The organism is Solibaculum mannosilyticum (assembly GCF_015140235.1).
Taxonomy (GTDB): Bacteria; Bacillota; Clostridia; order Oscillospirales; family Acutalibacteraceae; genus Solibaculum; species Solibaculum mannosilyticum.
The window spans coordinates 1,318,760-1,331,310 of record NZ_AP023321.1 but is presented as its reverse complement, the minus strand read 5'-3'; the positions used below and the strand labels follow the sequence as shown (position 1 = coordinate 1,331,310).

Here is a 12,551-nt window from a genome sequence, read left to right as displayed (position 1 = left end):
AGGCGGTTTTTACTTAAGTTGATCAAAGAGTTCAGCAAGCGGTGGATAATAGGGTGCATTTTTATCAGAAGTATCAAAGTAGGATTTAAACATCTCGTCTGGTGTTTCCAAATAATAACGCTCATTTGGGTTGCAGTCATACTCCTCCCAGTTTGCATTGGGAGTAAAAATAATACTGGTAACAGTAAGCCCCTCCGGAATTTCCTGATAAGGTTCTATAAGGGTGGTTTCCTGATTATAGACCAGGCGGAGATAGTCTTCCTGTTGCCACCGATATTCTTCTCCCTCATGGTAACAAGCACAATAAATGGGGGAACTCCCAATAATCCAAAGGTCGGTGGACACACATTCAAACAATGCTTCAAACTGCTCATCGTTTGGAGAAAACTGTTTTTCTTCACCGGTTTTATAGTGAAGAATCATTTGATCCGGTTTGGGAAGAGGAAGGTAACCATGATAATGGCAGGAAGATAAATTTAGAGCAAGGAGGATCATAATTATCACCAAGATAAGACTTTTTCTTTTTGCCATTTTTAATCACCTGTTTTTATAGTTTCTTATACTGCTTATTATAAGAAAATAGGAAATAAAGTCAATAAATATATAGTAATTATAGATATATTTCACATAAATGGACGAGGTAAATTTAATATTACCAGCTTTATGAATTGTGAGAAAGAAAAACGTTTAATAATTTTTATCTACTTGTTGTTGGGAGTCTTCCATTTTAGAACACAGTTTGTTAAAATATACAGAATAGGATACTTCAAAGGGATTGGAGGAATGCCATATCATCTTATGGGAAGCAAGGAAGTGAACATTAAGGAGGTTTTGAAGATCGTATGAAAAGAGCAATTAGTATCGTGCTGTCACTCGCGCTGATAGCAGGCATTTCGACCAGTGCTTTGGCCCAACCGACAAAATTAGAGACGGATCCTCCATCTCGTGCCTATGCAGAGGGGGAAGCCATTGTATGTGTCAATGGGGATATCAGCTCTCTCAATGCGAGAAACCGAAGCTTGGGCTTTGAAGTTACACCGCTGATGGAGATTTCAGGAGACGACACTCCTGTAGCTTACAGCAATGACATCAATGGTTCTCAGGAAGAGACTCTGGTTTTGGTGAAAGGAAATCAGGATACAGAGTCCCTGATTGAAGATTTGGAAAAACTGCCTACAGTAGAATTTGCGGAACCCAACTACTATGTAGAAATGTATGCATCTCCGGAAGATCCCTACTACGATTACCAGTGGGGCATCGAAAACAAAATGGAGACCGATAAGGCAGTGGATGCCAACATTGCAGAGGCATGGGATAAAACTTCCTCTCCTACCAGCGAAGCGCCTGTCGTGGCCGTACTGGATAGTGGTGTGGACTACAATCATCCTGATTTGAAAAATATCATGTGGGATGACGGTTTGAAGTATCCCGAGCTGACAGCTATGGGCGGCGGCACCTATGGCTTTAATGTATGCGACGGGGAAGATCTGAGGGATGATCCCATGGATACCATCGTTGGCCACGGGACCCATTGTGCCGGTGTCATTGCCGCCCAGTGGGATAATGCCGAAGGCGGTGCAGGTGTAAGTGCCGATGCCGAAATTATGGCGGTAAAATTCCTGGGTGGAGCAAATGGCAATCTTGCCGGTGCGATTGAAGGATATGCTTACATCCAGGCTGCTAAAGAATCGGGTGTCAACGTCGTTGCCATCAACAATTCCTGGGGGACTTCGGCGTATAATGGCATCCAGCTCCAGTCCATTGCCAAAGCTACGGAGGCTTTGGGTGAACTGGGAGTGGTATCCTGTTTTGCTGCAGGCAATTCCGGTACCAACAACGACCTGAACACAGGTTCTAATCTGAGAAGCCCTTATATTATCACAGTAGGCGCTTTGGAAAGCCAGGGCCACAATGCTCCTTTCTCCTGCTATGGTGAGAGAACGGTGGATGTCTTTGCCCCTGGCGCTCAGATTTTGGCTCCTACCTCTTCGGATACCAGCATATCCCCCTACAATGAGCACACTATGCCGCCTCAATATCTGCCTCAGTTGATGGATGAGGATCAGTCCTATTTCTATGAGGACTTTGAGGACGGTTCGTCTGTCGCCCTGCGTGTGCTGGATAAGGATGGTCAGGTAGTGGAAGACAACCAGACTTCGTTGACTCCCGGTTACATTGGGGGAAAAGGAACACAGATTTCTCTGGATGGCATCAATGAGGGGGAAATCTTTTATATTGAGATGACTTTCCAGAAATCTGATTTTGTCGGTTTGGATACCATTGATGAGAATACCTTGGTTCATTTTGCATTCCAGGCCAGTATGGGTTCTTCATGTCTTGAACAAACTATGCCCCTTATGTATCAAGATGCCAATGGAGAATGGCAAATTCTGAGTACAACCCAGTTGGTAAGCGGCCAATATTATCCCGCTCGTTTGAGAATGATGGACTACAATTGGAATCAATCTACTCAGGAATTAAAAGATGCCTCTTTCCTGAAAAACGAAGGAGATACCATTACACTGCGCCTTGGCGGCGAAATGAAGAACAAAGAGCCTGGTATCACCTTCCAATTGGATAATGTGGGATTCGGCAAGGAAGCCATTCCTTATTATTATGCAGACGGTACCTCGATGGCCACTCCCATGGTGTCCGGAATCGTAGCACTGCTCTCCGCACAATACGATGATGCAGCCGAGATTTGTGCCCGTGTCAAAGGCGGCGTCAACCGTGAAGACGCTATTGGACTGGAAGACATTTGTGTTTCCGGCGGTTTTGTAGATGCAGCCGCTTCTTTTGAAGACAGTCAGTTGGTGCCGGTGCTCAATACTTTGGAAATGGACGGCAATAAAGCGACTCTCTCAGGTTACTTCTTCGGAGAAGAGCAGGGGACCATACTTGTCGGTGACAAGCAGGCTGAAGTAAAATCCTGGAGCGACAACACCATTACCTTTGCTGTGCCCGAAGGTACATCGGGTCTACAAGAGGTTTTGGTAACAGCTCAGGATGGTCAATATGGCCGTAATTTCTTTGAAATTACGGATGCGACCAAAGGCTATACGGATCTGTCCACTCCCGATTTTTCCTACGGCGATATCTATGGTTATGAACTGACCTCGTCCGATATCTATCCTTTGTCTATGGCGGCAGCCGGTGGCAAAATCCTTACCCTAGGTATTATTGTAGAGACCAACCAACTGGTAATGGAAGTATACGATATCGAAAGCGATACCTGGTCCAAGGCCTCTATGCCGGATGACATCCAATTTGGGGGAGGCATAGATTATCCTCTTTATTCCATGGCCGGCGGACTGACCAAAATTTATTTAAATTATTCGACAGCAACAGGACAGCAGAAACTGGGCACTTATGATACGGCTACCGGTACATGGACTTCTGTCAACACCACTTTGGGTGGGACCGAGGCTTTAGCGGTGTATCAGGATCAACTGCTGGCTATCGGCGGCGAAGTCGTCGACGAAAACCTGGTCTTGCAGGAAACGCTCAAGAGCGTCAAGGTGCTGGATCCCTCTACCGGTGAAATCATCGGCAACCTGCCTGACATGCCGGTAGGAAGAAGCGGAGCCCGTGCATTTGCCTCAGGAGATACTTTGGTAGTGTACGGCGGTTGCGATAGTGTGATCTACAGCATGATAGGGAAAGAGACCACCGAGTACTCGAATACCATAGTGTACGATGGAACCACATGGACCAATTATGAGGAGGATCAATTTCTCAGCGACGAAAACAGTGCATTTGATTCAGAGCAAACTTTGTATTACGCCATTGGTGCAGTGGATGGCGGCATAATTGCCACCGGCCCTGTCCAGAACCTGGGTCAAGACAATATGGTGGATACTTGGAATTTCGATGCTGCTACCGGTACCTGGAGCGGCAGTCAAGACATTCTCTACAGCCAGGTCAAGACTACCCGCAATATAGGCGTCAGTTACGACGGCCGGTTCTACGCTCTAGGCATTACCGGTGACTTTAACCAGCCGCAAATTTTCCGCAGTACTGCAGTCAACTATACCGGTCCTACAAAGGATCCTTCTTCCGAGCAGGAAACCCTTACCCTTCCTGTGACCTATACCTATAAAGGAAATGTGGTGGCTCAAGAAGAAGTAACCCTTTCTGAGGGCAGCAATACGGTGACAGCAGCCGAAGATCTGGCTCAGAAGTATGGATTTACCCTCCAGGCTTCGGAAGAAAATGAAGTGACTGTTCAGGTTACCAAAGATCCTGAGACAGGAGTATTAAAGGCGGATGTGGATGCCGTCAACTTCAATGTGATTCCCACTATTGATCCTACTGAGTATTCTTTCCATGTGTCTTATGAAGACATGGATGGTAATCCGGTAGCCGGCGGCGGAGATATGTACTTTGAAGACATCGGTCCCTTTAGCAATGAAGATATCCCGCTTCCGTATGGATATCAGCAGGTTATTCCAGCGCATCCGGGAGAGGATTGGCTCTATCCTACCAGCCTCGTATTTGAGGACGGCCAATGGGTTGTAACCAATCCGGAAGTGGTTTTGGTTGTGGAACCCACTTCCTCCAGCTCCGGCGGCGGATCGGGTACTACATCCCCGGATACCGGCGAACGTTCTCCTTTGGGAATTGTGGTATTGCTGGGAATTTCTGTTTTGGCAGTCCTTTTGCTGAAAAAGAAGAACTGTCCTAAGGACGAGTAATCGTATTCCTTAAAAATCAGGAGCAGGGTAGGTATTTGTCAAATGCCTACCCTGCTTTTATGACACAAAAAAACACCCATCCATTTTGTTCGTAAAATGGATGGGTGTTTTAAAATGTTAAATTCTTATACTTGAGGCAATGGATCTGGACTGACAAACATCCGCATAAGATCCGAACCATGTTCTACCATAAGATTGGTTTCAGCCGCCTCCTGCTCACTAAACTGCACGACACTGGAGGAAACCGGTGCTTGCTTTTCATAAAGAAGGAAGGGAACCGGATCAGAAGCATGCGTTCTGGTGCAGAGGGGCGTGGGATGATCGGGAAGGATCATAACACGATAATTGGTATAATCTTCTAAGCCTTTCAGCAGGGGAGCGAGCAGACGGGAATCGATCATCTCAATCGCTCTCACCTTATTGTCGGCCTCACCGCGATGTCCACATTCATCCGGGGCCTCGATATGGACATAGACTAAATCGCATCCATCATCCAGTAAATCCAAAGCGGCTTTGGCTTTGCCTTCAAAGTTGGTATCGATGTATCCCGTAGCTCCTTTGACATCTGCCACCCACATCTTGGCGCAGTAGCCGATGCCTTTGATAAGATCCACAGCCGACACAACGCCTCCCACAAGGCCAAATTCATCCTCAAAGGGGGGAAGCTGGGGCTTTTTCCCCTGCCCCCACAGCCAGATGGAATTAGCCGGACGCTTGCCTTCAGCCACTCGCTTCTGATTGACCGGATGATCTTTTAGGATCTCATAGCTGCGTTTCATCATAGAGAGGAGAGGGGCAGACTCCGGGGAGTGGTTGAGATAAGGGCCGACCACTTGACCGGAAATATCGTGAGGAGGTGTCAACTTTCCAGGGTCTATCCCTTCATGCCACACCAGACAATGGCGGTAACTAATACCGGCATGGAAGTCAAAAATCCCCCCGCCCATTTCTTTTTGAATGGATTCGATAAGTTCAGCAGCTTCCTGGGAGGAGATATCCCCGGCGCAGTAATCCCGCATGACAGCATCTTCATACCGGTCGGCATCCGACAAAGTGACCAAATTACACCTGAGCGCCCAATCGGAAGGGGAGAGCTCAACGCCCATACTGACCGCCTCCAGAGGAGAACGGCCGGTGTAATATTTCAAAGGATCGTACCCCATCACCGAAAGGTTGGCCACATCGCTGCCGGGAGCCAGACCATCGGGCACCGTCTTGACTAAGCCGACAGCCCCCTGTTGGGCGAGGGAATCCATATTAGGTTTATTGGCGCGGGTCATAGGCGTTTGACCGCCCCATTGATCCACAGGATAATCGGCCATTCCGTCACAAAGTACCACAACATATTTCATATTGACACATCCTTCGTAGGCTTGGATTAGAACCATATGGGAGAATACCAGTTCCTATTATAGCAAAAATCCTGGAAAAAAGGAATCGGTTTTGTCAAAATGATGAGGGGGATGAGAAAATGACTTTCCGGTTGTATAAAAGGGGGAAAAATACTATAATAAAATCAATCTGTCGCAAAAACGGCTTTTAAAGAACACCAATGATTTTCCCGTTCTCATTTGCATACACATGGTGTGGAGGTGAGAGCGTTGAAGGTTAAATCAAGAAAGACAATTGCATGTATTATGATATCGCTTATGCTGGTGGCGACAGCGGTGGTGTGGTACCAAATATCACCTCCGGCTGAAGATGTCTCATCGGCCCAAGTGGCGCAGTGTAAAACCATCGTACTGGATCCAGGACACGGCGGTATGGATGGAGGAGCCACAGGCGGCGGAGGCAGCGTAGAAAAGGACGTTAATCTGGCGGTGGCTCTTAATCTTCGGGATATGCTGCGTATGGCGGGTTATCAGGTGGTTATGACGCGTGAGGAGGATATTTCTATTCACGATTCTTCTGCCAATACTGTACGGGAGAAAAAGGTATCCGATATCCATAATCGTCTCAAAATTCTGGAAGAGCATCCCGATAGTTTCTTTGTCAGCATCCATCAAAACAAATTTCCTCAAAGTCAGTACAGCGGCTCTCAGGTGTTTTATTCAGTCAACCATCCGTTTAGTGAGACATTGGCCCAGTCTATCCAGCAGCAATTGATTTCACAGCTCCAGCCGGATAACAACCGTGTTATTAAACCTATGGCCAAAGGCGCTTATCTGTTGGAGCATGCTAAAACACCGGCAGTGGTGGTGGAATGCGGATTCCTGTCCAATTGGGAGGAAGAAGCAAAACTGGTCACTCCGGAATATCAAAGCAAATTAGCGTTTGCCATTTTCTGCGGCATCACCCAGTCAAAAGGACTGGAGGGCGGCGATGGAGCTGGTTCAGGTGCCGGATTCTCGGAACCCAGTGTATCGCAGGAGGAGAGCCAATCTCCAGTGACATCGACAGCTCAATCGGTGACGTAAATGAAATCAAAAAGGGTGCCCTCCTGAAATCGTTTAACAGAGGGGAAAGGAATTGATAAAACATGGCAGGAAAAAGTAAAGTGATCTATTGCTGCAGTGAATGCGGATATGAGGCCTCCAAATGGTACGGTAAATGCCCGGGATGTGGCCAGTGGAATACCATGCAGGAGGAACTTTCTGCATCAGTCGGTTCGGTGATAGGTTCCACAGGAGCACGTCCGGCGACGGCACGGGCAGTTTATCTAAGGGATCTCAGCCTCCAGGAAGGGGAAAAACGATATGGAACCGGGATGCCGGAGCTGGACCGGGTGCTGGGCGGAGGCCTTGTCAAAGGATCACTGGTACTTTTGGGTGGAGAACCGGGCATTGGCAAATCTACTTTGCTCATGCAAATCTGCAAAACGCTGGGAGAGAATATGACCGTCCTTTATGTATCGGGAGAAGAGTCGGGACATCAGTTGAAGCTTCGAGCAAACCGGCTGGGGGTCAACGCCGACGGCCTGATGATCCTAGCGGAAACCAGCCTGGAATCGGTGGTGGAACAGATGCGGGCAGTCTCGCCGGACATTGTGATTGTCGACTCCATCCAGACCATGAATTGTGCGGCCGTGACGTCTTCGCCGGGCAGTGTTACCCAGGTCAGGGAATGCACCAATCTCCTGATGCGCGCTGCAAAAGGTATGGATATTCCGGTATTTTTAGTAGGACACGTCAACAAGGATGGCGCCATTGCCGGCCCTAAAGTCTTAGAACACATTGTAGACACAGTGCTGACCTTTGAAGGGGAACGAAACCTCTCGTATCGTCTGCTGCGGGCGGTTAAAAACCGGTATGGCTCCACCAATGAAATCGGCGTTTTTGAGATGCGGGATACCGGGCTTTGTGAAGTGCCGAACCCTTCGATGATGTTGTTATCCGGCCGCCCGAAGAATGTCTCTGGCACCTGTGTGGCCTGTGTGATGGAAGGCTCCCGTCCCATCCTGGCTGAAGTGCAGGGGCTCGTGACGCCCACTGGGTTTGGCAATCCAAGGAGAATGTCCACTGGGTTTGACTACAACCGTTTGTCGCTATTGCTGGCGGTACTGGAAAAACGGGCGGGATACTTTTTTGGCAATCAGGATGCTTATATCAACGTGGTAGGCGGCCTAAAATTAGACGAACCGGCTGCTGATTTGACGGTGGCCCTTTCTTTGGTATCCAGCCTCAAGGATCAAGCGGTAGACGACCGGGTAATCGCCTTTGGCGAAGTAGGTCTGGCGGGAGAGATCCGAGCGGTAGGCCATGCAGCCGCCCGGATCAGTGAAGCCGCCCGTCTGGGATTTACCCGCATTGTCTTACCCCGCCACAACTTGAAAAATCTAGAATGCGCCGTACCCGAAGGGGTGGAATTACTGGGTGTCCGGACCATCCGGCAAGCCTTCGATGCCGTGGTTGGGTGAACGCGGATATAGGTCGGCCAGGTTCTCCTCTGCCCGCGGGATGTAATGGGCACAACCGTAATCCAAAAGATTGTTGACTGTAGTCGGACGATCCAAGGTGCAGTATCCATCCATTTGGTACTTGCAGTCGGCGCTGCACGGAATGATACTCAAAGCAAACCACCTCTTTTTTCGATTCCAATATAGTATGGAAAAATTCCTGTTACATTATTCCTGTGAAAAAAGTGCCTCTAGGGCAACATAAAAACCTTCCTCTGTTCAAACAATAGGTTTTGAATGGATGGGAGGATTTTTTGTATGAAAAAATATGTTGCATTGGCTGTAGTGACGGTGTTGCTCTTGACTTTTTCTTTTGTGTATTCCAGTTGGACGTCGGAAAAGGTTGTAGAGGTACAGACCATCACACTGGCCAAGGAAGAAACCGAAAGTACCGTCAGCTGCAGCGGCAAGATCGAGGAGACTAAGCGCCGAGACATTTATCTGGATATGCCGGTAATGGCATCCAACGTCAAGGTAGAGGTGGGAGATACGGTAAAAAAGGGACAGGTCCTGTTCCAGGTGGATCAATCAGCCACTCAGGCGATGCTGACCTATGGATCTGGATTGGCCGGACTGGGAGCCAGCGAAGAAGTGCTCAGCCAGTTTGGAAGCACATCGACGTCGATACCGGACAGCTCGTCTGTATCCGATTGGGTGGACGAAGTACCACAGGAGGTGACGGCACCCATCGACGGCGTAGTTACCGCCATCAACGCCTCATCCGGCAGCCTGACCACGGCGGGACAACCGGTGGCTACCATATCGGATCTCAATCAGCTGCAGGTAAAAATCTCCATCGGAGAAAATCAGATGCAGGAAGTTACATTGGGACAAACCGTTTCCATCACCGGAAACGCCTTTGAAGGGAAGGAATACACCGGTAAAATCATGAAGATTTTCCCTTCCGCCCGCCAGCAAATCCAGGGAGCCGGATATGAAACAGTAGTGGATGCTTTGGTATCCATCCAGAATCCCGACAATGATCTCAAACCCAACTACAATATCAAAGCCAAAATTATGACATCCGATGTCTCTGAAGTCTTTACACTCCCCTATGAATGCATCGCCCAGGATGACGATGGAAAGGAGTATGTGTATATCAAGTCGGCCGGACGTGCGAGAAGGGCCGATGTATTAACCGGCCAGGAATTTGAGGACAGCGTAGAAATTGTATCCGGATTGAGGGAAGGATGCCATGTCATTCAAAATCCCGATGATGTGACCGACGGGGTTAGGGTCACGGATAGGGGAGAGGTGTCGTCCAGTGATTGAGTTGTTTCGTTCTGCTCTGCGCAATCTTATCCGAAAACGGATGAGGACGGGATTGACTGTAGCCAGCATCGCCATCGGCATTGCATCCGTGGTCATCATCGGCGCCATTGGGGACAGCGGCAAACTGGCCGTCAGTGCAGAGATGGAAAACATGGGGCTGGGTGGATTGCTGGTCAGTGCATCCACCAGTACCGATCAAAGTATCAAGCTTCGTTCCAGCGATCTGGAGGCCATCCGCCAGATTCCTACGGTGGAGGATGCCATGCCTATTGTGGTATACTCTACCCGCGTCAGCCTTCGAGGACAGCAGAGCAATTCCATCGTATGGGGTATCGATGCCGGCGCCAATCAGGTAATTTCTTTAAATCTTCTGCATGGAAGAATTATCAGCCGGTCGGATATTCAAAATTCAGGCAAAGTGTGTATGGTGGATCAAAATTTTGCAAAGGAAGTTTATGGACGCGAAAATATTGTGGGCAAAGAGCTGGAAGTGCTCATCCAAGGCCAATATGAGACTTTTGAAATTGTAGGCATTGTGGAAGCAGGGAGCAGTATCCTGCAAAACGTCATCGGCAATTATGCACCGTCCTTTGTGTATGTGCCCTATTCTTCCTTACAACAGGGCATCGGACAGGATAAGTTCGATCAAATCGCCATTAAAGTGGACAACACCGATCAAAACCAAGTGGATCAGACGGCCGACAGCATCGTCTCCACTTTGGATGAGATCAATGGGGTAGACGGCGCTTATGAGACGCAGAATCTGGCAAAACAAAAGGATCGTCTCTCAGCCATGATGGACATTGTAACCTGGATCTTATCGGCTATCGGCGCTATTTCCTTATTGGTAGCGGGTTTAGGGATCATGACCATTATGCTGGTGTCGGTAACCGAACGAACTAGGGAAATCGGAATCAAGAAAGCCATCGGCGCTCGCAGCGGATTGATCTGGGCGGAGTTTTTGATAGAAGCCATTTGTCTTACAGCCATTGGCAGCATTGTGGGGGCGTCATTTGGATTGTTGGTTTCCTTCGTAGGAGCAGGCGCGATTGGACTTCAGTATGTCATCAGTATGCCGTTTGTTCTGGGAGCGGTGGGGTTCTCGATGTTGACAGGCATTATATTCGGTGTGTATCCAGCTATTAAAGCATCGCGGCTAAAGCCTGTGGATGCCCTAAGACGTGAATAAGAAAATAAAAATGGGATAGGTCCTTTGGAAGCCTATCCCATTTTTTAGTTGAATTCGAGGAATGGCTGTGGTACCATAGAAAAAGCCCAAGGGAGGGATCGGAGTGCAACGAAAAAACGCCATTGTTTTTGCCATCCTAGCGGCATTTGTGGTGCTGCTGGCCGTGCTGGGAATTTCGCTCTATCATACCCTCTTTGATGGTTTGGATCATCTGCCGGAGGGCTCCAAGGTTGGGGAATACCCTTCGCCGACATCGGCTTACAGTATCACTATATACTGCGTCTCCAACGATAAAATGGGAGATGCCGTCCGCGGGGAACTGTGGAGCAAAGAGGACGGCAAACGAAAAAATATTTTTTGGCAGATTGGGCAGTCGGATGCGGAGGTCACCTGGTCTACTAATACTACGGTGTCCATCAATGGGATCCAATTGGATGTGGAGAACGATACCTATGATTGGCGGGATCATGCGGAGGATTATTTGGAGCAGTCCAGCCAGTCGGAGTAAGGAGGAGGTCTATTTATGTTTACCTTTGCCCACAATAATTTGAATGTATTTGATCTGGAAAAGAGCCTTGATTTTTACAAGAAGGCTTTGGGACTCACTGAACAGCGGCGTATTGTGCCACCCGACGGTAGCTTCATTATCGTCTATCTGACCGACGGGAAAACTCCGCATTTGTTGGAGCTGACTTGGCTGCGGGATCGCACGGAACCGTATAACTTAGGGGACAACGAGATTCATTTGGCCTTTACAGCCGACGATTATGATAAGGCTCATGCCATGCATCAGGAGATGGGATGCATCTGTTTTGAAAATCCCGATATGGGTATTTACTTTATCGCCGATCCGGATGGATATTGGCTGGAAGTGATCCCAAACAAAGAGTAATGGAAGATTTTGTTACGGTATCTTGATTCCGGGTATAAGTCAGTGGTACAATATGAGAAAACAAATGTGTGGAGGATTCGCAGTATGAACTATAGTTTTATTATGCTCAAGCCCGATGCTTTGAATCGAGAACTGGCGGTAGAGGTACTGTCTTACTTAAAAAAGGGCGGCATCGAACTGGAACTGGTAGGTTACCAGAAGGCAAAAGAAGATGTCATTTGCAAACACTACGCAGAGGTCATTGAAAAGTTGGGAGATACCTTCCGTCGCAGAGCTGTCCGCTATTTTGTAGACCAGCCGGTGATGCCTATTGTGGTCAAGGGTGAGGGCAGCGATCTCATTCCCCGTATCCGCAGTATCGTAGGCGCTACCGATCCGTCGAAGGCGGAAAAAGGCACCATCCGTGGAGACCTGGGAATTGATTCTCTCCAGCGTTCGATCGATGAGGATCGTTGCTGTGAAAACTTGATTCATGCCAGCGACTGCGAGGAAGCATTCCGCACAGAAACTGCTATCTGGTTTGGCGACGAAATTGCTCAGCGTTATTTCAATAAGGCAGAATAAAAGATTTTACGAAATAAAAGAACCTATCCTACTTAAATAGGATAG

The 12,551-nt window shown here is 48.3% G+C and carries 11 protein-coding genes; 8 read left to right on the top strand and 3 right to left on the bottom strand.

What is annotated here, in order from left to right:
* Positions 1 to 9 precede the first annotated feature (9 nt).
* Positions 10 to 531 carry a hypothetical protein gene (locus tag C12CBH8_RS06275; RefSeq protein ID WP_215532770.1) on the bottom strand — a complete coding sequence of 174 codons (522 nt, stop codon included), beginning with the start codon at positions 529 to 531 and terminating at the stop codon, positions 10 to 12.
* Between the two features lie 311 nt (positions 532 to 842).
* On the opposite strand from C12CBH8_RS06275, the gene C12CBH8_RS06270 reads away from it, so the two are divergent.
* Positions 843 to 4,694, top strand: coding sequence for a S8 family serine peptidase (locus tag C12CBH8_RS06270; RefSeq protein ID WP_215532769.1), 3,852 nt, complete (start codon positions 843 to 845; stop codon positions 4,692 to 4,694).
* Between the two features lie 125 nt (positions 4,695 to 4,819).
* On the opposite strand, the gene C12CBH8_RS06265 is transcribed toward C12CBH8_RS06270, so the two are convergent.
* Positions 4,820 to 6,046: a cofactor-independent phosphoglycerate mutase gene (locus C12CBH8_RS06265; protein ID WP_099322019.1), complete on the bottom strand. Its 1,227-nt coding sequence runs from the start codon at positions 6,044 to 6,046 to the stop codon at positions 4,820 to 4,822.
* A gap of 249 nt (positions 6,047 to 6,295) precedes the next feature.
* On the opposite strand from C12CBH8_RS06265, the gene C12CBH8_RS06260 reads away from it, so the two are divergent.
* Together C12CBH8_RS06260 and radA are read left to right on the top strand one after the other, a co-directional pair.
* A complete protein-coding gene (locus C12CBH8_RS06260; RefSeq protein ID WP_215532768.1) occupies positions 6,296 to 7,111 on the top strand; it encodes an N-acetylmuramoyl-L-alanine amidase in 816 nt (271 codons plus the stop codon).
* Positions 7,112 to 7,173: 62 nt separating this feature from the next.
* Positions 7,174 to 8,550, top strand: coding sequence for a DNA repair protein RadA (gene radA / locus C12CBH8_RS06255; protein WP_215532767.1), 1,377 nt, complete (start codon positions 7,174 to 7,176; stop codon positions 8,548 to 8,550).
* Here radA and C12CBH8_RS06250 read toward each other — a convergent pair.
* A complete protein-coding gene (locus tag C12CBH8_RS06250; protein ID WP_141682400.1) occupies positions 8,500 to 8,703 on the bottom strand; it encodes a hypothetical protein in 204 nt (67 codons plus the stop codon). The two genes, radA and C12CBH8_RS06250, sit on opposite strands and share 51 nt — an antisense overlap.
* Positions 8,704 to 8,847: 144 nt before the next feature.
* Here C12CBH8_RS06250 and C12CBH8_RS06245 point away from each other — a divergent pair, with 144 nt between their 5' ends.
* The 5 genes from C12CBH8_RS06245 to C12CBH8_RS06225 all read left to right on the top strand — a co-directional run bounded on the left by C12CBH8_RS06245 (position 8,848) and on the right by C12CBH8_RS06225 (position 12,506).
* The gene (locus tag C12CBH8_RS06245; RefSeq protein ID WP_215532766.1) at positions 8,848 to 9,861 is read left to right on the top strand and encodes an efflux RND transporter periplasmic adaptor subunit; all 1,014 of its coding nucleotides are present in this window, start codon (positions 8,848 to 8,850) and stop codon (positions 9,859 to 9,861) included.
* Complete coding sequence (locus tag C12CBH8_RS06240; RefSeq protein WP_090266233.1) at positions 9,854 to 11,050, top strand: ABC transporter permease; 1,197 nt, start codon at positions 9,854 to 9,856, stop codon at positions 11,048 to 11,050. Before C12CBH8_RS06245 ends, C12CBH8_RS06240 begins: the two co-directional genes overlap by 8 nt.
* 103 nt (positions 11,051 to 11,153) lie before the next feature.
* On the top strand, positions 11,154 to 11,558 hold the full coding sequence (locus tag C12CBH8_RS06235; protein WP_090266235.1) for a DUF5412 family protein: 405 nt from the start codon (positions 11,154 to 11,156) through the stop codon (positions 11,556 to 11,558).
* Between the two features lie 15 nt (positions 11,559 to 11,573).
* Positions 11,574 to 11,942, top strand: a complete 369-nt coding sequence (locus C12CBH8_RS06230) for a VOC family protein (RefSeq protein WP_090266237.1) — start codon at positions 11,574 to 11,576, stop codon at positions 11,940 to 11,942.
* Between the two features lie 84 nt (positions 11,943 to 12,026).
* Entirely contained in the window at positions 12,027 to 12,506 is a 480-nt protein-coding gene (locus tag C12CBH8_RS06225) for a nucleoside-diphosphate kinase (protein ID WP_090266238.1), read from the top strand.
* The last annotated feature ends 45 nt before the right edge of the window (positions 12,507 to 12,551 follow it).

Excerpts from the sequence above, each read along its gene's own strand:
- C12CBH8_RS06275 (WP_215532770.1), bottom strand. The coding sequence starts at position 531 with ATGGCAAAAAGAAAAAGTCTTATCTTGGTGATAATTATGATCCTCCTT.
- C12CBH8_RS06270 (WP_215532769.1), top strand. The coding sequence starts at position 843 with ATGAAAAGAGCAATTAGTATCGTGCTGTCACTCGCGCTGATAGCAGGC.
- C12CBH8_RS06265 (WP_099322019.1), bottom strand. The coding sequence starts at position 6,046 with ATGAAATATGTTGTGGTACTTTGTGACGGAATGGCCGATTATCCTGTG.
- radA (WP_215532767.1), top strand. The coding sequence starts at position 7,174 with ATGGCAGGAAAAAGTAAAGTGATCTATTGCTGCAGTGAATGCGGATAT.
- C12CBH8_RS06245 (WP_215532766.1), top strand. The coding sequence starts at position 8,848 with ATGAAAAAATATGTTGCATTGGCTGTAGTGACGGTGTTGCTCTTGACT.
- C12CBH8_RS06230 (WP_090266237.1), top strand. The coding sequence starts at position 11,574 with ATGTTTACCTTTGCCCACAATAATTTGAATGTATTTGATCTGGAAAAG.
- C12CBH8_RS06225 (WP_090266238.1), top strand. The coding sequence starts at position 12,027 with ATGAACTATAGTTTTATTATGCTCAAGCCCGATGCTTTGAATCGAGAA.